This is a genomic window from Pseudoalteromonas sp. ABE4_541 (genome assembly GCF_056312285.1).
Genome location: NZ_JBSVEM010000013.1, coordinates 119822 through 141368, shown reverse-complemented (window position 1 = coordinate 141368; position 21547 = coordinate 119822). Strand labels below are relative to the sequence as shown.

Annotated in this window: 22 protein-coding genes; 15 read left to right on the top strand and 7 right to left on the bottom strand. The window is 41.7% G+C overall.

Annotated features, from left to right (window positions below):
- Window positions 1–552: 552 nt before the first annotated feature.
- The 6 genes from ACW689_RS13875 to ACW689_RS13850 all read right to left on the bottom strand — a co-directional run bounded on the left by ACW689_RS13875 (window position 553) and on the right by ACW689_RS13850 (window position 5460).
- Window positions 553–1050 carry a hypothetical protein gene (locus ACW689_RS13875; protein ID WP_476292340.1) on the bottom strand — a complete coding sequence of 166 codons (498 nt, stop codon included), beginning with the start codon at window positions 1048–1050 and terminating at the stop codon, window positions 553–555.
- 97 nt (window positions 1051–1147) lie between these two features.
- Window positions 1148–2050: a hypothetical protein gene (locus tag ACW689_RS13870; protein WP_476292338.1), complete on the bottom strand. Its 903-nt coding sequence runs from the start codon at window positions 2048–2050 to the stop codon at window positions 1148–1150.
- A gap of 163 nt (window positions 2051–2213) precedes the next feature.
- Window positions 2214–2507, bottom strand: a complete 294-nt coding sequence (locus ACW689_RS13865; RefSeq protein WP_476292336.1) for a hypothetical protein — start codon at window positions 2505–2507, stop codon at window positions 2214–2216.
- 39 nt (window positions 2508–2546) lie between these two features.
- Window positions 2547–3233 (bottom strand): tRNA (adenosine(37)-N6)-threonylcarbamoyltransferase complex dimerization subunit type 1 TsaB, encoded by a 687-nt coding sequence (tsaB, locus tag ACW689_RS13860; protein ID WP_476292334.1) that lies wholly within the window; start codon window positions 3231–3233, stop codon window positions 2547–2549.
- A 1-nt stretch (window position 3234) separates the two neighbouring features.
- Window positions 3235–5151: an ATP-dependent DNA helicase gene (locus ACW689_RS13855; RefSeq protein WP_476292332.1), complete on the bottom strand. Its 1917-nt coding sequence runs from the start codon at window positions 5149–5151 to the stop codon at window positions 3235–3237.
- Window positions 5152–5223: 72 nt separating this feature from the next.
- Window positions 5224–5460 (bottom strand): hypothetical protein, encoded by a 237-nt coding sequence (locus tag ACW689_RS13850; RefSeq protein WP_476292330.1) that lies wholly within the window; start codon window positions 5458–5460, stop codon window positions 5224–5226.
- Window positions 5461–5789: 329 nt separating this feature from the next.
- Between ACW689_RS13850 and hisG the strand changes: the two genes are divergently transcribed.
- The 15 genes from hisG (at window position 5790) to ACW689_RS13775 (ending at window position 19824) form a co-directional block, all read left to right on the top strand.
- A complete protein-coding gene (gene hisG / locus ACW689_RS13845) occupies window positions 5790–6689 on the top strand; it encodes an ATP phosphoribosyltransferase (protein WP_476292346.1) in 900 nt (299 codons plus the stop codon).
- Between the two features lie 4 nt (window positions 6690–6693).
- On the top strand, window positions 6694–7992 hold the full coding sequence (gene hisD, locus ACW689_RS13840; RefSeq protein ID WP_476292328.1) for a histidinol dehydrogenase: 1299 nt from the start codon (window positions 6694–6696) through the stop codon (window positions 7990–7992).
- Entirely contained in the window at window positions 7985–9058 is a 1074-nt protein-coding gene (gene hisC, locus ACW689_RS13835) for a histidinol-phosphate transaminase (protein ID WP_476292326.1), read from the top strand. The genes hisD and hisC overlap by 8 nt, the downstream gene beginning before the upstream one ends.
- A 10-nt stretch (window positions 9059–9068) precedes the next feature.
- On the top strand, window positions 9069–10130 hold the full coding sequence (hisB, locus tag ACW689_RS13830; RefSeq protein ID WP_476292324.1) for a bifunctional histidinol-phosphatase/imidazoleglycerol-phosphate dehydratase HisB: 1062 nt from the start codon (window positions 9069–9071) through the stop codon (window positions 10128–10130).
- Complete coding sequence (gene hisH, locus ACW689_RS13825) at window positions 10127–10720, top strand: imidazole glycerol phosphate synthase subunit HisH (protein ID WP_476292322.1); 594 nt, start codon at window positions 10127–10129, stop codon at window positions 10718–10720. The genes hisB and hisH overlap by 4 nt, the downstream gene beginning before the upstream one ends.
- A 9-nt stretch (window positions 10721–10729) precedes the next feature.
- On the top strand, window positions 10730–11464 hold the full coding sequence (locus ACW689_RS13820; protein WP_476292320.1) for a 1-(5-phosphoribosyl)-5-[(5-phosphoribosylamino)methylideneamino] imidazole-4-carboxamide isomerase: 735 nt from the start codon (window positions 10730–10732) through the stop codon (window positions 11462–11464).
- Window positions 11446–12225: an imidazole glycerol phosphate synthase subunit HisF gene (hisF, locus tag ACW689_RS13815; RefSeq protein WP_476292318.1), complete on the top strand. Its 780-nt coding sequence runs from the start codon at window positions 11446–11448 to the stop codon at window positions 12223–12225. The genes ACW689_RS13820 and hisF overlap by 19 nt, the downstream gene beginning before the upstream one ends.
- A complete protein-coding gene (hisIE, locus tag ACW689_RS13810; RefSeq protein ID WP_476292316.1) occupies window positions 12216–12833 on the top strand; it encodes a bifunctional phosphoribosyl-AMP cyclohydrolase/phosphoribosyl-ATP diphosphatase HisIE in 618 nt (205 codons plus the stop codon). The genes hisF and hisIE overlap by 10 nt, the downstream gene beginning before the upstream one ends.
- Before the next feature lie 165 nt (window positions 12834–12998).
- Window positions 12999–13775, top strand: coding sequence for a glycosyltransferase family 25 protein (locus tag ACW689_RS13805; RefSeq protein WP_476292314.1), 777 nt, complete (start codon window positions 12999–13001; stop codon window positions 13773–13775).
- A gap of 119 nt (window positions 13776–13894) precedes the next feature.
- The gene (locus ACW689_RS13800) at window positions 13895–14395 is read left to right on the top strand and encodes a hypothetical protein (RefSeq protein ID WP_476292312.1); all 501 of its coding nucleotides are present in this window, start codon (window positions 13895–13897) and stop codon (window positions 14393–14395) included.
- On the top strand, window positions 14388–14606 hold the full coding sequence (locus ACW689_RS13795; protein ID WP_476292310.1) for a helix-turn-helix transcriptional regulator: 219 nt from the start codon (window positions 14388–14390) through the stop codon (window positions 14604–14606). Before ACW689_RS13800 ends, ACW689_RS13795 begins: the two co-directional genes overlap by 8 nt.
- A gap of 594 nt (window positions 14607–15200) precedes the next feature.
- Entirely contained in the window at window positions 15201–17537 is a 2337-nt protein-coding gene (locus tag ACW689_RS13790; RefSeq protein WP_476292308.1) for a TonB-dependent receptor, read from the top strand.
- Window positions 17538–17654: 117 nt separating this feature from the next.
- Window positions 17655–17990, top strand: coding sequence for a hypothetical protein (locus ACW689_RS13785; RefSeq protein WP_476292306.1), 336 nt, complete (start codon window positions 17655–17657; stop codon window positions 17988–17990).
- Window positions 17990–18259, top strand: coding sequence for a hypothetical protein (locus tag ACW689_RS13780; protein WP_476292304.1), 270 nt, complete (start codon window positions 17990–17992; stop codon window positions 18257–18259). The genes ACW689_RS13785 and ACW689_RS13780 overlap by 1 nt, the downstream gene beginning before the upstream one ends.
- Window positions 18256–19824: a PepSY-associated TM helix domain-containing protein gene (locus tag ACW689_RS13775; protein WP_476292302.1), complete on the top strand. Its 1569-nt coding sequence runs from the start codon at window positions 18256–18258 to the stop codon at window positions 19822–19824. Before ACW689_RS13780 ends, ACW689_RS13775 begins: the two co-directional genes overlap by 4 nt.
- 98 nt (window positions 19825–19922) lie before the next feature.
- On the opposite strand, the gene ACW689_RS13770 is transcribed toward ACW689_RS13775, so the two are convergent.
- Window positions 19923–21245, bottom strand: coding sequence for a hypothetical protein (locus ACW689_RS13770; protein WP_476292300.1), 1323 nt, complete (start codon window positions 21243–21245; stop codon window positions 19923–19925).
- Window positions 21246–21547 lie beyond the last annotated feature (302 nt).

Below are 21547 nucleotides of genomic sequence, written 5' to 3'. Positions count from 1 at the left end.
CTGTAAAACGTGACTTTTTCATTGTTGTCTCCTGTTTGTGATATTACAGAAAACTCTAATTAAACATGTCTCATGTTAAGGGAAGTGGACATAACCTTCTCGCAGAGACGTTACAGCCGTATTAGAAGATATATTAATCGCGATATGGTTGAACTTGTGAAGAATAGAACTCAACACCCGGTACTCAAATGTATCTTTATAAAGTTCAGTTTAGAGGAAAGAGGAGTAGTCGAAAGATTATTCTGTGTGAATATTTTTCAATCGCTTACGCGTAGACACGCACGCCAATAAAACGCTCAACTTTACTGCGGCGCTAGAAATTGTCAATGACTATGGAAGTGCCAATGGCTTTGCATACATTTCAATCTGGCAGGTCATAAGTTACTTGCTCGAAGTCGTGGTAAGGGCTAGATTCACTCACAAATGGAGGTACACACATCTATGCAAAACACTTTCGTAGGAAACAACAAAGGCAATACTCGGAAACTTATAACGAGGTGGCCAAAAAGTGTTGACCACTACCCCCTAGGCTCGGTTAATAATTACTGCTCCCTATTTAAACTCTAACTTATTTGAATTTAAAAAATATTTCTTGCCATTTTTTAAATCTTTTGTCGTAAAAGAGTAGATGATAAAACAATTAGCGGCCTCCTCTTCAATAAAAATATTTTCTTTTAACTTTAAATTAAATTCAATCTTTTCACCGTGACGAACTTCAATGCCAGAATTTTTGTCAAGTCCATAATCAGTAATTGGGCCTATATACCTCACTTCTCCTACCTCACAATGGAGTATTAGCCCATTTGAGATCTGCTTAGATTCATATCCAATAGCTCGTTTATCAAGATTCAAAGTCAGATCAGACTCATTCCTTATGCTGACTTTTAGAAATACGTCATCTGATGACAATTTGATCTTTACTATAATCAGGTCATCACATACATCCACCAAATCACAATATGAAATATAATTTTCACTCACTTCATCAGAAAAACAATTCTGAGTTGGCGCAAAACATAGGATTAATAATATAAATGCTCTAATCATCATAGTCCTTAGTATCTGCTCACTTTGAATGAGGACCCTTGGACATCCACTTTAAAAAACCGCGCTCAAAAACAAACTTGAGCGTCCGTATATGCCCATGTTAGTTCACCTTTGCGTACATAATTATATTTTTCTTATCTATAACATATATTTCTAGGTTAGGAGCAAAACTGTTTTCACATCTATTGATAAGTATATGCTCTGAGAGATTTAGCAACATATAAGCACATCCTATTTTTTCATTATTTGAACCATAAACTAGAGTAAATTTATATCGGTCAAATGAATATGTAGCCTCATGAGTTTTCATACTGTAAATAGTTTGCGCAATAAGCAAAAGTGTTATTATCATTGAAGCTCGAGGGGCCCACCTGAGCATCACTTTACCTTTCCAGCTTTCGGTGTACGCTAATAGATTCCTGTATCGTTTGTCCAATTTAATTAACCTATAAAACGCTCTAACAGTGTCCTTTTTCTGCTGAGTAATTTCGTCTGTTATATTTTCTATTTCTGGTTCTACTAAATTGATAATCTTTGATATTTTGTCTTTCTCTTGCAGGATGCCATTAAACTCAACTGTAAGATCATATGTTAGTGGAATCTGTTTTTTAAAATCGTCCTCAATAAGTCGTTTGACTACCCCTAATTTTCCTGCGATTTTTTTTATCACATATAATTCAGCCATCCATTCGCCTGAAAAGTTATCGATTAACCTGCGAAGGTTAGATGTAAAAAGGAAAAAAACTACTGAAAATAGCACCATAAATGCAATCAAGAATGATGTGTCAGGACTAATAAGTTGGTAGGAAGCTAAGTAAACATCAAAAAAGCCTATATAATCATATACATTAATTCCCCATGCAGAAAAAACGTAGGACACAATTATATGAGAAAAAATAGCCGTAAAAACAATCATTAAAAATGAGAGTAACTGCCAATGGTCTTTGCATGTACTCGCTAGACTTATCAAATAACTTGTTAATGTATATTCATTTTTTTTCATTTATATCCCTATACTAAAACAATAACTTAAACTTGAGTAGAAGAGAACTCATAGGCTTCCACTTTAAAAACACTACAAACTGTCGTGGCACAATAAATTTGGCCTCCTGATTAAAGGTGAGAGAATCACCATAAACTATTTTTTGTGATTTTTACTCAATCACTTAGGCGTAAACATTAACGCCAATCAGGCTCTCTACTTCATTACGGCGCTGCTGATTACTGATAGCCATATAAGTGCCAATGGCTTTACTGGTTTTATAGTCGGGTTGATCGTAAATCGTCGATTTGATGTCGCTTTGAAGCTTCTGGGCAAGTTCAATACCTTGGGAGGAACTCTTAACAAAACTTGGAGATTGTTGAGATGAGGGTGCAGTATTACTTTCAGACGCCACTTTTTTAACTTGTGGCTTAACCTGATAAGTATTTTGATTTTGTACGATGAGTTGGGTTTTCATACTCTGCACCGCTTAAACGTCTACTTTAAAAATATAAGATTATTCGCGTCCTGGCAACTTTTTCCACGTTACTGTATCACGTACATAATGTGGCTGAGCATCTGCTGCGCTTACAGTTTTACCCTGTGCAAACGCTACATCACCAAGTTCTAACATGTAAAAAGCATCTGGTAGGGTTATATCTTCTTGTACGTGCGAACACTTTTCTTTTGCAATTTCAGGGTAAGCTGACCATGCGGTGCCAACCGCGCAAGTTTGGGTGTCGTATTGTTTCACATCAGCCGGCGCACAAACTATTTCATCATCAACGAGCTTTAAGCCGCCTTCTGTGGCGCTTATATATTCTGCAAAATAGATTTCGCCCATACGCGCATCAATGCCACTTACAATATGCATTTCGCCCTTTTCACGTAGCGCTTGTAACGCCATGGCTTCTAAGGTGGAAATACCTGCTAGCTTTAAATTTGCGGAAAATGCCAACCCTTGCGCGATTGCAACGCTGACTCTTACGCCGGTAAAACTGCCTGGACCACGCCCATATACGATACCGTCTAAATCCTTAAGCTGACAATTGGCCTGTGATAACATTTTCTCAATTTCAGGCAGTATTTTTTGACTGTGTTGCTGTGGACACACCTCAAAATGGCGATATGTTTGACCATTAAAATGAAGCGCAATGCTTAAAGCTTCAGTTGAGGCGTCTATAGCTAACAGGTTGTATTTCATATTATTTAATGTTCTCTAGAAATTCTATTGCGGTTTCCAAGCTACGAGTTCGCTTCATAGCTGGCAAGCTTTTTAAAAATGTTTGTCCGTATTTTCGCGTAACTAAACGATTATCGCAAATAACAAGCACACCTTTATCTGCCCTATCACGTATTAATCGCCCTACGCCCTGTTTCAGGCTGATCACCGCTTGTGGTAATTGAATCGCTTCGAAGGGTTCCTTACCTTGCATTTCAGCATCTGTCATACGCGCTTGTAGTAGCGGATCGTCTGGAGAAGTAAAAGGCAGTTTATCAATAAGTACGCAACTTAAGGCATCGCCACGAACATCAACGCCTTCCCAAAATGACGCAGTTCCCAGCAGAACCGCATTACCATGACGAACGAATTGTTCCAATATGATCCGCTTTGACGACTGTCCTTGCATGAAAATCGGATACTCTAAAGAGGTACTCAGCCCCTCATAAACCAAGTGCATCACTCGATAGCTGGTAAACAATAAAAAGGTTCGGCCTTTGGCCGCTTCAATAACTTGCTTAGCAATTTTGACCAAAGTATGCGGCATCATGTCATCGCCCGTTGCAGGAAGATAACGAGGCAAACACAATAAGGCCTGATTTTCGTAATCAAATGGACTGGCAACGATGCTTTGATGGACGGGTGTAAGGCCTAAACTCGCGTTGAAGTGTGAAAGCGAGTTGTCAACCGATAAGGTTGCCGAGGTAAACACAAAGCTCGCCTTGGTTTTTTCTATTATCTCTTTGAATTTACGCGATACATCTAGCGGCGTAATATGTACAGATACAAACCGGCGAGTAGTTTCAAACCAATAACTGAAGCCAGTTTGTGATACATCAAACGCACGCTCAAGCTGACCTTTAAACTTCAACACACGCTCGAATGGATGCTCAATTTTTTCACTTCTATCCAAGCAAGTTTTCAGTACTTTGTATAAAAAGTCTAAATCGCTGATCACCCGATGCAAAGCATCGCACACGAGCTTATTAGACAAAGCGGCTCGCCAGTCGCCTCGCCCACCATCAACACTAAAGGAGATCCGCAAATCTGCAACACTCGTTTCAAGCTTATTCAGCGTTTTGCCTAGTTGCAGCATATCGGGGATATCTGAACGGTAAATGAGTCGAATATCGTTAATTAGGTCGACAAGTTGCTTTGTATTTACCGTTTCTCCAAAGTAATCACTGGCGATTTGAGGGAGCTGATGTGCTTCATCAAAAATGTAGTTATCGGCCGTTGGCATTAACTCTGCAAAACCTGAATCTTTCACTGCCATATCCGCAAAAAACAAGTGATGATTGATCACCACTAAATCGGCTTCCATCGCTTTTAGGCGCGCTTTTCGTATGTAACAAGCCTGAAAGTCTGGACAGTCTTTACCTAAACAGTTGTCGGCCGTTGAATTAACGTATGGCAGAACTTTGGCATCTTCTTCAATGCCTACGCAATCAGCTAAATCACCCGTATCAGTTTCTGTTGCAAACTTAGCTACCATAGCCAACTGGTGCATAATGTCTGGATCATCGCTGGGCACATGAGCAACGTGTTGAGACAGCCGATACGTACACAAATAATTAGCGCGACCTTTTAAAAGCGCGGTGGTTTTACCCACTTTCATGGCTTTTTGTAACGCAGGAAGATCACGATGATACAGCTGCTCTTGCAGCGCTTTAGAGCCGGTAGAAATTATCGATTTTTGCTTTGCCTTTAGAACAGGCGCGAGATAAGCAAATGTTTTGCCGGTACCAGTACCTGCCTCAACAACGCACTGGCCATTTTGGACAATGGTTTGTTCTATTGCAACCGCCATTTCAATTTGAGGTTGACGAGGCGTATAACCGGGAAACTGTAAAGCAAGTGGACCTTGCTCGCTAAAAACCTGCTGAATGGACAATGTCATCGTGAAATTAAGAAAATTTGCCCGATTGTACGGAGGAAACTCAGCAAGAGCAAGGAACTAACGCAGAAGACACTAAGCCCAAGTATCTAAGTGCGTTTCATCATCTTCTTCATTTTGCTGCTTTTTGCTATTTTTATTTTGCTCAGCAAGCTCTTGTTCTTTAAGCTTTTTACGTTGCTCTTGTAAAGCAGCTTTGCGAAGCTTAATTTTGTCGATCGCGCCGTCTTTTACGCCCGCGATATAAAACATTGGCTTATGTTCAACATCAAGCCGAACAATGTTTGTTAAAAATGGCTTTAGTGCATCCATAACAAGTCACCTCGTTATATAAAATCTACCTATATTATCGGCAGTTATAAGATATGCTTTAGAAACAGCAATAAAATGCTTGCATCTGTTTACATTTTTATGTTTTTCTAGATATACAAATACAGCATAACTGAAACATTAAGAGTTAACTATGTTCAATACACTGACAGCTTTACATCATCACCATCATTCAACGGGATAACCTGTCAGGTATTTCGCTGGTGGGTTATTCCCTTAAGGAACCTCCGGCGAGCAGCAAAAAGACCTAATTTATTTTCGCCCCGAGGTTCCAACTCGGGGTTTTTGTTTTTAAACATTTAGGAAAATAAATTATGAACAACAATAGATTACGTATCGCAATTCAAAAATCAGGTCGTCTATCTAAGGACTGCCAAGATTTACTCAAGCAACTCGGCGTAAAATTAAACCTTCGTGAACAGCGCTTAATCGCACATTCAACCAATATGCCCATCGATGTATTGCGTGTACGAGATGACGATATTCCAGGTCTAGTTATGGACGGCGTATGTGACTTGGGTATTGTGGGCGAAAACGTGTTGGTTGAAGCACAAGCTGAGCGTGCCGGTTCAACGCAAAATGCTGAAGTCATCAAGTTATCAAAACTTGATTTTGGTTACTGCCGATTAGCACTCGCATGGCCACAAGAACTTGGGCCTCAAGATAAATCTTGGTTTAACGGAAAACGTATCGCAACCACTTACCCTGAAATTTTAAAACAATATCTACAGCGTGAAAGTATCGATGCCAGTACTGTGATGCTCACAGGCTCTGTAGAGGTGGCTCCACGCGCGGGCCTTGCTGATGCGATCTGCGACCTAGTTTCTACGGGGGCAACGCTAGAAGCGAATGGTTTGATGCAAGGTGACACCATTTTGGAATCTAACGCGTGCTTGATTCAAAACCCATTGTTAGCTGATGAAACTAAGCTCGCTCTGATTAACAAACTCATGCCGCGTTTAAAAGGCGTGAAGCAAGCAAAAGAAAGCAAGTACATCATGCTACACGCGCCGAAAGATAGGTTAGACGAAGTATGTGCGCTTCTTCCTGGTACTGGACAGCCAACGCTTTTGGCACTCGCCGGTAGCGATGAATATGTAGCACTTCACATGGTAAGTACTGAAACACTATTTTGGGAAACCATGGAAGAGTTAAAAGCGCTCGGTGCTAACTCTATACTCGTCATGCCAATCGAAAAAATGATGGAGTAGTATCGTGATCCGTTGGAATGAGGTAAATCAACAAACGCAGCAAGCACTGCTAACGCGCCCCGCCGTTATGGCAAGCGCGGCCGTTGAAGCGAGCGTATCTAAAATCATCAACGAGGTAAGAGAGCTTGGTGATCAAGCGCTACTTAACTACGCCGAAATGTTTGATAAACGACGTGCAGCAAGGTTACGAGTACCTAACGCCGAAATTGAGCAAAGTGGTGACTTGCTTTCGCCTGAACTTAAAAACGCCATTGAAATGGCGTATAACAATATCAAACAATTTCACCAAGCCCAATTACCAAAAGACATTAAGCTGACAACCAAACCTGGTGTAGAGTGTGAGTTAAAATACCAAGCCATTGACGCCATTGGTTTATACGTACCCGGCGGCAGTGCACCATTACCCTCTTCTGTGCTGATGCAAGGGGTATGTGCTCAGCTAAGTGGTGCGAGTACGGTGGTTTTAGCGACACCAGTCAATGGGGATGCAACGATTCACCCCGCTATTTTATATGCCGCTAAGTTGTGTGGCATAACCACCGTTATTGAAAGTGGCGGCGCGGGTGCGATTGCCGCTATGGCATTGGGTACGCAAAGCGTTCCTCAGGTAAACAAGGTATTTGGCCCCGGCAATAGTTATGTCACCATGGCAAAACAGCTGCTGAGTCAAACTCAGCCTGGGTTTGCAATTGATATGCCAGCTGGCCCTTCGGAGGTACTTGTTATTGCCGATGAGCGTGCAAACCCTGAATTTATTGCCGCTGATTTACTCTCGCAAGCGGAGCACGGCCCTGATTCGCAAGTGATTTTACTGTGCAATAATGATCAAGTGATAACACAAACGCAAATTGTCATTAATGCACAGCTGAACCAACTAAGCAGAAAAAGCATCGCAGCCCAAGCGCTTGAAAACAGTTCACTCATTTTAGTGAATTCGATAGAACAAGCGTTTGAGATTTCCGCCCAATATGGCCCAGAACACCTTATTCTTCAACTCGCAGACCCTGAACCGTACCTTGATAAAATCAATAATGCAGGGTCTGTATTTGTTGGCGACTACACACCTGAATCCGCGGGTGATTATGCATCGGGCACCAATCACGTTCTGCCGACGTACGGTTATAGCAAAGTTTACTCAAGCTTAAATTTGCTCGATTTTTATCGTACTTACACAGTCCAAACCATTAGCAAAGCAGGGTTAAAAGACTTAAGCAAAGCCATTTTGCCATTAGCACAAGCTGAAGGGCTAGATGCACACGCTAATGCGGTAAAAGTTCGTTTGGAGACGATGCAAAATGACTGATTCAAACTTCCCAAGTGTATTACTACCCGAGAATATAAACGGGCTTAAAGCATACAGCTCAGCAAAAAGTGAAAAGCTTTCGGGCTCAACTTGGCTCAACGCCAATGAAAGCCCTTATGCAAAAACCTTTGAGCTAACTTTATCGGATCTGAACCGCTACCCAGATCCGCAACCTGAAGCGGTGATCAATGCTTACGCAAAATACTGTGGCCTTTTGAGTGAGCAAGTCATAATGACTCGCGGCGCAGACGAGGGCATTGAACTATTGGTTCGTACTTATTGCAACCCAAATGAAGATAGCATTGCGTTATTTCTGCCCACCTATGGCATGTATAAAGTCACCGCTGACACACATAATGTTGCTATCAACGAACTCAGCCAAACATTGCTTATTGAAAGAAGCGCACAAGAGATTGTCGAAGCGGTTGGACAAAGCAAACTCGTATTCATCTGTAACCCAAATAACCCCACTGGCAGTCTAACCGGTCTAGACAAAATTTCGGCGATAGCCAAGGCTCTTGAGAACAAGGCCATTGTGGTTGTTGATGAAGCATACATAGAATTTTGTGACAACAAGAGTGCAACGGCGCTATTACAAGATTTTAGAAATATCGTTGTGCTGCGTACTTTGTCAAAAGCGTTTGCACTAGCGGGATTAAGAACAGGGTTCATGCTTGCCAATGCACGCGCTCTTTACCCTGTACGTAAAGTTATCGCACCCTACCCTGTTTCTAGGGTTGTTGCACAAATCGCAGAGCAAGCATTATCACCTGATGCCATCACACAAATGCGACGTCAAGTTGCTATTTTGAATCGCGCTAAAGCCACCCTGTTGCAGTGGCTTAAAAACAGTAGCGCTGTAATTCAAGTGTTTGCAGGAGAGGGTAACTTTGTCACTTTACAGCTACGCGACAAAGCGTTTATCAAACAAGCAATGGACACTGGATTGATCATGAGACCTTTCAATCTTTTTGGCCAAGATGACTGGTTACGTATTTCAATCGGCAGTGAACAAGAATTAGAACAAGTAAAAATTTGGCTTGAGTCGCTCAAAGCCGAACTGTAAAGGAAAAAACATGAGTAACCCATATTTATTTATAGACCGTGACGGCACTATGATTGACGAGCCTATCAGTGATAAGCAGGTAGATAGTCTTGAAAAACTCGTGCTATTACCAAATGTGATCCCTGCTCTATTGCAGCTACAGGCTTTTGGCTACAAGCTCGTCATGGTTTCTAACCAAGATGGCCTTGGCACTGATAGCTTCCCAACGGCTGACTTTGACATCGCGCAAAATAAAATGATGGAAATTTTTCAAAGTCAGGGGATCAAGTTTGATGACGTACTTGTATGCCCGCACTTTGATGAAGATAACTGCAATTGCAGAAAACCAAAAACCGGTTTACTTACTCAACTTATGCGTTCTGGAAAAGTCGATTTATCGCGCTCATATGTGATTGGCGATAGACACACCGATCTTGGTTTGGCTGAAAACCTTTGTATTCGAGGTATTTTATACAAAAACAACTGGCCTGAGATAGTGACACAGTTGACTACGCAAAATCGCGAAGCAAGTGTGACGCGTAACACCAAAGAAACGCAAATTAGTGTACGCGCTAATCTAGACCAAAACGCCAATGGCGAGATAAACACAGGCCTTGGATTTTTTGATCACATGCTTGACCAAATTCGCACTCACGCCAACATTGGCCTTAACATTAATGCCTCAGGTGATTTGCACATTGACGAACACCACTTGGTGGAGGACGTTGGTATTGCGCTTGGCCAAGTACTCAAAACAGCGCTCGGGACTAAATCACAAATTGCGCGCTATGGTTTTGCGCTTCCAATGGACGAATGCAAGGCTGAATGTCAGCTAGATTTATCCGGTCGAGCCTCATTTGTATTAAATGCCGACTTCAGCCGCGAAAAGGTGGGCGATTTAGACGTACAAATGGTCGAACACTTTTTTAAATCGCTTGCTGACAATGCACAAATAAGTCTGATCTTGTCAGTCTCAGATGGTAACTGTCACCACCAAGTAGAAGGACTATTTAAAGCGTTTGCAAGAGCGCTGCGCATGGCCACAACACGAGATTTACAGCAACAAACCGCAAGCTCGAAGGGGTGTTTATGATTGCCATAATTAACACGGGGTGTGCCAACATAAACTCCGTAAGATTTGCATTTGAGCGCCTTGGTGTTACACCTGAAGTTATCAGTGCGCCAGAACAACTCAGCAAATTTGAACGTGCCATTTTGCCCGGCGTTGGACATGCAAAAGTAGCAATGGAACGATTGCAACAACAAGGCTGGCAAACGGCTATTAGCGAATACGATAAACCTTTGATGGGCATTTGCTTAGGCATGCAGCTACTTTGCGAGCATACTGATGAAGGTGATGTCGCCTGTCTGGGTATGATCCCAGGCAATGTATCGCAATTAAACGTTGGACAACTTACCAGCCCACATATGGGTTGGAATAACTTATGTAACCTCGCGCCACATCCGCTGACACAGAACATTGATACTAACCAACAGGTGTATTTTGTGCATAGCTTTGCCCATGGGGTGAACAATGCAACGCTCGCACAAAGCGAATATGGCAGCCTATTCTCCGCCATCGTTGCAAAAGACAATTACGCAGGCATGCAATTTCACCCTGAACGCAGTGCCAAAGTCGGCGCGCAATTACTGCAAAACTTTATAGATTGGCAACTAGATTAAAGGCAACACATGATCATTCCAGCATTAGATGTATTACAAAACCAAATTGTTCGCCTTTATCAAGGCAAGTACGATACAGCACAGTTCTATCCTTTTGAATTAGGTGAACGTTTAGTTGACTATCAAGCAAGTGGTGCGCAAAAGCTGCATTTGGTTGATTTAGAAGGCGCGCGCGACCCGCAGAAAAAACAGTGGCAACAAATACAGCAAGCAACCAAATCGCTTAACGTGCCTTATCAGGTTGGCGGAGGTATTCGCAGCTATGAAGACGTAAAACTATGGCTTGCAGCGGGCGCTACGCAAGTGGTGATTGGCTCTATGGCCGTTGATAAGCAGAGCGAAGTTGCAGGCTGGATCAAAGAGTTCGGCGCTGAGCGATTTGTCATTGCGCTTGATGTGAATAAAACAGCCACCGGATGGGCACCCGCTACCCATGGTTGGCTCAATGACGGTGAAGACAATTTATTTGAACTAGTCGACTTTTATCACGCCCTTGGTGTGCTCGACTTTCTATGCACGGACATCAGTAAGGATGGCACCATGACAGGTCCTTCTTTTGAATTGTACCAACAACTTGTTGCACACAATAAACAAATCAAGGTGCAAGCGTCTGGTGGCGTCAGTTCTTTAGACGATATAAAACGACTGAGTGAAATTGGCGTAGGTGGCGTGATACTCGGCAAATCTTTATTAGATGGTGCATTTAGCGTTGAGGAGGCATTAGCATGTTATCAAAACGCATAATCCCCTGCCTTGACGTAAAAAATGGCCAAGTTGTTAAGGGCGTTAAGTTTCAGGGCCACGAGGTGGTTGGTGACATTTTGGAGTTGGCCAAACTTTATAGCCAAGCGGGTGCGGATGAGCTGGTTTTTTATGAGATCAGCGCCAGCGTTGAAAAGCGCTTACTCGATATCAATTGGGTAAGTAATATTGCAAAACACATAGATATTCCATTTTGCGTAGCAGGTGGCATCAAATCTGTTGAAGACGCCGCTAAAGTACTTGAGCAAGGCGCAGATAAGATCAGCATCAACAGTCCCGCTATCGCAAGACCGCAACTGATCAAAGAGCTGCATGACGAGTTTGGCAAGCAATGTGTCGTTGTTGGCATTGATAGCTTTTATGATGAAGCAACTGGCGAATACTTGGTGTATCAATTAACGGGCGATCCAAATGCTTCAAGCCGCACTCGCTATAAAACACAGCAGTGGGTAGAAACAGTGCAAGAGCTTGGCGCCGGTGAAATCGTACTAAATTGCATGAACCAAGATGGCGTGCGCAACGGCTATGATAATGAACAGCTAAGCTTGATTAGAAAAATGTGTGATATCCCCCTTATTGCCTCAGGTGGTGCGGGCAGCATGCAAGATTTTGCTGATGTATTTAAGACAAGCAATGTAGATGGCGCTTTGGCAGCCAGCGTATTTCATAAAAACATCATAGATATTGGTGAGTTAAAATCATTCTTAAACGAACAACAAGTGGCGGTGCGACTATGCAACTAACCCCAAACAATCTATCAAAACTTGATTTTGAAAAAAGCCCATTGCTCCCGGCTATCGTGCAAGATGCGGCATCAGGACAAATACTCATGCAAGGCTTTATGAACCTCGATGCTATTGCAGCAACCTTTGAAAAGCAGCTTGTGACCTTTTACTCTCGCTCTAAAGACCGTTTATGGACAAAAGGCGAAGAGTCAAACAATGTATTGCGTTTGGTAAGCGCTCATACGGATTGCGATCAAGATTCGATCTTAGTGCTAGCAATGCCAGAAGGGCCAACCTGTCACTTAGGTACACAAAGCTGTTTTGGTGAGGCGAAACCGAACATTAGCTTTCTAGCGCAGCTAGAGCAGGTGGTCGTCTCTAGGAAAAACGACGATCCAGCGCAAAGTTATACCGCATCTTTATTTGCAAAAGACATCAGCAGAAGTTGCCAAAAAGTTGGGGAAGAAGGCGTAGAAGTAGTACTCGCAGCCATGAAGCAAGATAAAGAAGAGCTGATCAATGAATCGGCTGATCTACTCTATCACCTGCTTGTTTTGCTCGAACGAAGCGGCACAAACCTCACTGAAGTAGTAAATTGTCTCGAAAATCGCCATAAAAAAGCGTAACACCTAGCCATTGAACTTAACCATGGTATGCTTGTCATATTGTTGCCGAGTGTACCTAGGTTAAGTGCCTGACCTGACATAGATTCAAGTTCAGCTAGACATAGCTTATTCGGCAACGCACTTTTAACATATGCTTTAATTGGCACGACAAGAGAGCAATAGTAAATGAGCAAACAGCCCCCAATTTTCTTAATCAACTTAGACCAAAGCACCGAACGTTTGCAAAAAAGTGCGGCTCGTTTAAAAGAGCAGAATATTGAGTTTGAGAGAATTTCAGGGGTTTATGGCAAAGCGCTTAGTGACATTGATCTAATCAAAAACTATCAACCACTGCTTAATAAAGTGAAATTTTACCGTCCACTTGGTAAAGGTGAGATAGGCTGCTACATGAGTCACCGTAAGGCATGGCAAGCCATCGTCGATGGTAAACACCCTTATGCTATTGTGATGGAAGATGATTTCAGGCTAGTCGGTGACTTGCATGAAGTATTTGATACTATTGAAAAGGTTGACTTTGATTGGCAACTTATTAAGTTAGCTGCGTACGAAAACAGAACTCGCCCCATTGCATTTTCTCATTCAATTAATGATAAGTTTGATTTGGTTGTGCACAAAAAGGCCATGACCGGTTGCTGCGCTCAAGCTATAAGTTACCAAGGCGCGAAAGCACTATTAGCAGCAACTAAACATTTCGCTCGTCCTGTAGACACTGATATTCAACATATCTGGGAAACCAAAGTGCCCGTCTACTCCCTTCTCCCCTATTACATTGAGCAAGACCTTGAATTCGAAAGCGATATAGGTGCAGCCTCAGGCAAAAAGAAAGTCAAAAAACGTTTTTGGCAACGCAAGTGGTTACAATTAAAAGAAAAGTTAGCTAATAGAAAAGCGAACAAAAAAGTCATCGAAGAGTTAAAAGAAAAATTAAGTCATAGAAACTAACGCCTTCTAACACTTGAAAGTTAAAGTCTTTGCACATTAGGTAAAAAATATTTGACATGGTTAAAAAACATCCTTACGCTTTTGCATGTCAAAAATATTTTACTTGAGGTCAAGAATACATGACTAGGCAAACACAGTTTAAAGAATTTATACAAAGCATCAGCTTTCGAGAGCTAACCCTAACAATTGATTTGCTCGTAAGCTTGTATATCTCCTACTTCTACGTCAATCAGTTATTTTCAGCAACCTCAGAACAGCTTACTTCCTCTTCTTGGTTGTCTGGGTTGTTGTTGCAAGTGCTTATCTACTCGGTTGTGCTAATGACTATAAGCTATTTGGTGCTTGCTTTTATTAGTGATGATGAATTAGAACAACCATTAGATGTTCGCGAAAAGCAAATTAACTTACAGGGGTATAAATACAAAGCATATATTCTCCAAGCAGGCATTTGCGTGTCTATTTTCCAATACCAGGCCGAAGCTAATAACTGGGGACCTGGGCTTGAGTACAACATACCCTATTTACCTATGCATGTTATGGTTGGCGCATTCTTACTTTCGGAAATTACCAACTATGCAGCTCAACTATTCAAAGGTAGAACAGGCAACATTTATGAGTAAGATGGCAATCACCAATGACATTCGCACATTGCGTTTTTTAAATAATGAAATGACACAAAAACAACTTGCGGATGCCATTGGCGTAACAAGACAAACCGTTATGGCCATTGAGGCCAATAAATATTCCCCCTCTTTAGAAGTCGCCTTTAAAATTGCACATGTATTTAAGCTGCCTTTAGAAGAAGTGTTTCAGTATCGACAAATAAAATAAGGCATTAAAAAATCGGCGATGCTCTAATACTCTTCATGTAAGAACGGATGAGATATCGTTCTGGGTTTTGTGTTAGTCAGCAATAGCGCAATGGACTGAGACCAATGGACTGGGACAGCCACCCTAAAAACAACACAAGGTTAATTTCAGTCTCTTTAGTTTTGGTCTAACCGAGCTTTATAGACACGTAATGACGCGATATATTTCGCAAACAGCGACACACGTTTCTCATTAGGATCAACATTCAAGCAGCTCTATTTTTCCACTGCCATAACTCAACTTAACTAGCCTCACTTCTTGCTATAGAAATATATTAATGCACATCTTGGTACAACAAAGAGCTTTTACTCTAAAAATAAATCAATAACCTGTAGCGTCTAAGAACCGCCGCCTTAGATACTGCAAAATAAAAAAGTGAATAATTACATGGTATTAAATTAAAAAGGAGAGATAAGCCTCATAATTTAACCACTAATAATTACCACAACCCAACCCTAAAGCAGTAACTAAAACGCAAATGATAATGATTTACAACTTTTATTATGCTAGTATTTGCAACCCTAATTGAGCAATAACTATATTATGGATTAATACATGAAACTTTCTGCGCTCTCATTTGCACTACGTGCGTCTTTTACCATACCTATGGTGCTTTCTAGCCAACTTGCTTTTGCTGAAGATGATGCAAAAGAAATCGAAACCATAATGGTCACCGGCCAAAAAGTCGCTCGTAGTTTACAAGAAACCACAACCAGTGTTGCAGTACTCACTCCCGAGGTGATTGAGCAACAGCAGATAAATACCTTTACAGACGTGATGGTCAACACTGCAAATACACATGGTGACAGCTATGGTTTTAGTATTCGTGGCATCGATGGCTTTAATGTCTCAGGCGGTGGTAACAGTTACCTTGCCAGTGTTTATATTGACGGTGCTCCATTGCCTCAAGGGTTAGCCCGTAATGGTGGTTTCTCAACATGGGATGCACAGCAAGTTGAAATTTTGCGTGGTCCACAGTCAACTTTACAAGGGCGAAATGCATTAGCGGGTGCTGTTATTCTCAACACGCAACAACCCAGTCACGATAACGAAGGTAAATATAAACTACTCATTGGCCAAAACGGTCAACAAGAAGCTGGTATTGCGTTAGGTGGCGGCCTAGTGGAAGACGAGCTGTCATTTAGGTTTAGTGGCGAAGAAAAACGTGATGACGGCAACGTCACTAACCTGCATGACAATTCAGACTCTGACTTTAACAAAGAGCATACCTACCGCATTAAGTTTTTATATGAACCTGCTGCATTTAAAGATTTCTCTGCAATGCTCAGTTATATGAATGCAGAGCGTGCCTATGGTGACGCGAACTTAGCAGTCGATGCTGGCAAAGTTGACTTTAATAACCGCACAACAAGCTATAACCATAAACGCGAACGCAAAGCGGATGCCGAACTGCTCTCTTTGACCTTAAATTATGATATTAACAGTGAGCTGTCATTTTCCTCTTATACAACTTACTCTGATGTCATTGAATCATTTGACTGGGATTCCGACTACCCTCAAGGATTCGGTAATGACCCAGTTATCGATACCGGCAGCAGTACATTTTATGACAACAGCGAAAAAACACTTACCCAAGAGTTTAGGCTTACCTTCGACTACGATAACTTTAGTGGTGTAGCTGGCGCATATTATTTCAACGGTGATAGACAAGAGTTGAGTACAGGCTTAAATAACTACAACTTACCTCGTCTTGGTTTATCCAGTAACGTACTGCAAGCTCGCTACAAGTTAAGCCCACAAATTGCCGACCTAGTGATTGCACAATATGCTGAATTTAACCCCGTTAAAACCAACGTTTATTCTTTAACACAGAGTGAAGTTACCAGTTACGCCTTATTTGCCGATGGTGTGTGGCACCTAAATGAGCAATGGGATATTTTAGCGGGTGTTCGTTTTGACCGAGAAGAGCAAAAAAATGGTAGCGATGCCAACTACACCATTTTAAATCAAGATAAAATGCCTGTCCCTGAAAGCTATTTAGGTACCCCTTATGAAGGTATTGTGCCATTAATCTCCGGGATCAATGGCTTATTACTAGGCATAGCTGCAGATGCGTCGAAACCTTCTGTATTATCAGACGCCAGTTTTAGCACCTTTTTACCCAAGGTCGGTGTGAGTTATCATCTCAATAACGACATTACCTCGACGTTTACCTTTCAAAAAGGCTATCGTTCAGGAGGTGTTGGTGTAAACCAAGCTCAGTCTGTAACGTATGAATACGAACCAGAGTACACTGACAACTACGAGCTAGCGATACGCTCGACTTGGTTAGAAGGCACATTAACGGCTAACGCCAATTTCTTCTACACTGACTGGACGGATCAACAGGTTTCTGTTCAATTATCTTCAAACAACTTTGATATTCAAACGGTTAATGCAGGAAAGTCGGAAGTAAAAGGGTTCGAGCTTGAGCTGAATTATAATGTGACTGACTACCTAAAGGCATACGCAGCTATTGGCTATGCAGGAACAGAGTTTACAGACTTTAAAATAAAGACCCCAAGCATTGAATACGACCTGACCGGTCGCCAATTTTCTTCTCCTGAAAGAACGCAAAGTGCAGGCTTAACTTACCAAGGTGAAAACGGCCTATTCGCTAATGTTAACATTAACTACGCAAGCGACGCCCCAAATAGACCGAACCCATACCGCGATGGGCTTGAACCAGGTGACCAATTTTTTGACCTACATAACGACGCTCGTACGCTGGTTAATTTCCAAGTTGGTTATGAGTGGGACAACTATGGCATATATTTCATCGGCAAAAACGTAACTGATGAGAAATACTATGTAGCAAATCGTGCTCGTAACCCGCGTTTAGGTGCCCCAGCTGAATACGCAATTTCATTCCGAGGCCTATTTAACTGGTAAGTAGCAAAACATTCATTCGATATGAAAAATAATTAGATGCCGAAGCGATTTGGCATCTTTTCGCCGTTTTTGGAAAACGAAAAATAACAACAATAACTCAGTAGCAAGGACTTAATAATGAGTTTTTTTTACCTTCTTCCCGCATATTGGCTTACCGGTGTTTTGTTATACGCCTCAAGCCCTAAACAACGGTTTTTAAGTGCAGAGCAATCTAAGCCACCTCGCTGGCTGGCTTTAATTACCATCGCAGTGCTTTGCGCCACAACAGTATCACTGCTTATCAACGCACATTTCAGCCCTGTCGTCGCAGGAATTTTTGCCCTACTTGGGCTAATGCTTTTTATTCCAGCCCCAGTATTTTTGCTTAATCACAGACCGCAGTGGTTAAAGGCAAGCGTTATTGCAATCTGTGTACTAGCAATTAGTTTACAAATATTAGTAGGAGGCCTGTGATGTGGCATAAAACATTTGCAGGGTTCTTATCAGGTTTGGTTGTAATGATACTCATACCAAGTATTTTGAGCCTGCTGCTCGTATCGCATATCAATATTATTTTAGCCATGTCGCTAATACTTGCCCTAACAGCTTGGGCAGGTGTTATGACTTGGTGCTACGGCGCAGATAGCGCTAAACAAGCTTGGCTACGCGCTGGGGTATTAGCTATTCCTACCATCATTATTTTTGTGATCACTTTCTTTACAGCAACAGGGCCAACAGGATGAAACAGTCTACATTAAAGAATTTTATTCATGCTCACGCATGGCTTGGTTTGATCATCTCTGGAGTGTTGATGATCGTATTTGTATGCGGTTCAATGTCTTTCTTCAGAGAAAATATTGTATCGTGGAATATGCAATATGACGCCCCAAAAACCAGCTTAGAGAGCCAAAAAGCACGCGTACCAATATCATCCATAGCAGAGCAAATTATTGCACAAGGCCATACCATACCAAGTGACCATGGCGTATTTATTGAGCTCCCCACCTCCGTACAGCCATTTTATGTGAGTTACTTTGAGATAGAAACACCTGAAGGCAAGCATATCGACGTAAATCAAAGCTTCACCCCTGAAACAGGAGAACGTTATGATTTAAACTTCGATGATTATTATCTTGGGAACATGCTTTACCGAATGCACATTAACTTGATGCTACCCGGTGGCACCGAGTTAGTGGGTTTGGTTTCATTAATTTTTCTGGTGATGGTGTTTACTGGCACGCTCATTTTGCTGAGAAAAATTGTTAGCCATTATTACCAATATCGTACAGAACGCCGCAAAGATACATACCTTGATGGACACAGCATCATAGGTATTAGCACGCTTCCTTATACGTTTATTTTTGCACTTACCGGGGTGATGTTTAATTTAAGTATTCTGTTACAAGCAGGCTTTGGCTTCGCTGTATTTAAAGGAAACATTCCAGCGTTAATGAAAACAGCCGATTTTTATTCTGCGCCTATGATCAAAGAATTATCAGGAGAGCCCGCTGAATTAAATCGGATAGACAGCATGGTAGAAGATGCAAAGCACCGGTACCCAAATCAGGATGTATATTTCGTCAATATTTTTGCGCCAAATGATCAAGCTGGCCAGGTAGAAGTTGCACTAAGTAAACACCACACTTTAGATAGACTGACTCGCTTAACCTACTCTCTCAAAGATGGTAGTTTGATAAAAGAGTACAAGCCCAGCCAATCAGCAACGGCAGGAACCTACAGTGTACTAAGTGCGCTACATTTTGGAGAATATGGTGGCAACACACTTAAGTTTATTTATTTTCTAATTGGTTTGGCATGTTGTTACCTAATCTTAACCGGAAACCTGATCTGGATAGAAAAACGCGAGCACAATCGTAAACAAAGTATGCACGGTTTAAGGTTTGTAAAGGCCATGACCCTAGCGCTGTCAAGCGGCACTTTAATCGCCGTTGCTTGTACATTTGTTGCTGCACGTTTTGCATCTGACGCATGGTCACAAATTAATTTGTTACCATCATTGTTTGGCGCAGCCATTGCACTGTGTTTAGTTCATGGCTGGTTTAGCAAAAATGTACGTGGCGGTATGCTACAACAACTATACTGCGCCGCTGCACTCACTCTGATCTGCCCTGTGTACGATGTTATTCAACTGCTCCTAGGCCATACTCCACCAAGCTACTTAACCGTTGATATTTGGCTTGTGACCATAGCTCAAGTGTTGGTGTCCGCTTTTTGTTTACTACTGGCCAAACATCATACATCGCATAAAATCGGTGCAGCTCACAACCTAAATATTCAGTGCACTTAACCGAGCTTGGTTTATAAAAGTTTATTTCCTATTTAGCGCCCATTGGGCGCTTTTCTCTGATTATGATTCGGGTATGCTTAAAGTTCCTAGGCACAAATTTACGATTGCTCTTGCTCAGTGTGCATATGCGTTTGCGGTATACTCAACACCATGCTTTCGATTTTTTCAAATTTGAGTACCTCACTCAGCTTGTCACCTAACTCTTTAAATTGTTGTCCCGTGAACGACTCAATCATTGCTGGTAGCGTTTGCTCCATCCAATTTTCAACAGAATCTGATTTTTGAAACTGCTCTGGTGCTTCTTCAATCGCTTTAGCTAAGTTTTGCCATAGTTCTGTTTGAATTGCCGCTGGGCTTTGTTGACTGTGCTCTAACCCATCGGCAAGCCATTTACTGCCTCGCTCTTCGAATAGCGTTATGAGGGTATTAGCGAGTTCTCGTTTATCAGAATCATTTACTAATAGCTCCTCCATCACGACTTTTTTGCCATTATTTGTATCAAATGTATAAGTATTTGCGTCTATCGACGACTGCTGCCCAAACATAGTGAATAAGTTATAGTCACTTTCAAGGTCTACTTCGTTTAGTAACTCTAAAAAACTCACTTTTTGATGGCTTTTGATGGAATGTGCCATATCCACAATGCCAATGCTGTCATCCAACTTGGTCGTTTGTTTTATATTTTCACTCAATTCAAGGATATCTGAGTCAGTAAATTTTTTGTCGTTGAGTAAGTCGACAAAGCGAGTAACGTGATAAAGTGGCGAATTAAGTTGCTTTATTCTTTCAAGAAAGTCAACGTTCTCGTCCAACGTTCCTATGCGATTATCGGCTTCTTCTTCCGTTAATTTAGGCCTTGAAACACGCTCTTCTCTTGCTACTTGTGTTTGCTCAGCAAGGTGTGACATGGCAGAAATAGCAGAAGCTCGCGCATCTTCGGACAGCGATGAAAGCGACTTGATAACTCGACCCACTAGTTCATCGTTATTGTACATATCAAAAGGTGATGTTCTCTCAAATGTCGTTGCAAATTGTGCGAGTTCCTCATCAGATAACTCTTTGACAAATTCAAGTAACTCTTTGGTTGGCTTGAGCGTTTTAAATGCTTCTTTGGCATCGCCTTCAAGACGGTCAACTTGCTCTAAAAAGTCATCAATGTCTTGTTTATCATCTAACTCTCCATACTGATAGCTACGCTCTGCCTTGCCATCAATCATCTTAGTAAAGCTGTATACCTCATACGTTAGGCTCATAAATGGTTTATATATTATTTGAGATTCGATGGTTAATTCTTCATCGTATTGCGGTAATGCGTTTCTATTTGGGTCCATTTCTTCTTGTTGCTGAATGGCATCTTGCATTTCTTTTGGCGCAGTATGTTGGCTGTATAATGGGGCGCCTTGTGGACTGTTTATTTTCATTATTTTTCTTCCTTGTTTGTTATTCTTTGAATCAATTAGCGAGTGAGTGAAAAAATACGATGGCTTTTATATTCGCAGACGCTAGCAAGCGTTACCCCGGCTGAGGCTATTAACTTTGTAGTGAGTTCGGTTTTAACTGTAAGCGTGTTGTGCAGCAAACCTTTAATATCAATAGTCATAAAACAATTCCTTGTGTTCGGTGACCATATATCGGCAGCAGGTATCAATACTTTAAGAAAAGTAACTATTCCTTATCGGGCAAATTTTCTTTGAGTTTACAGGGTAACTTATAACAAAGTGGC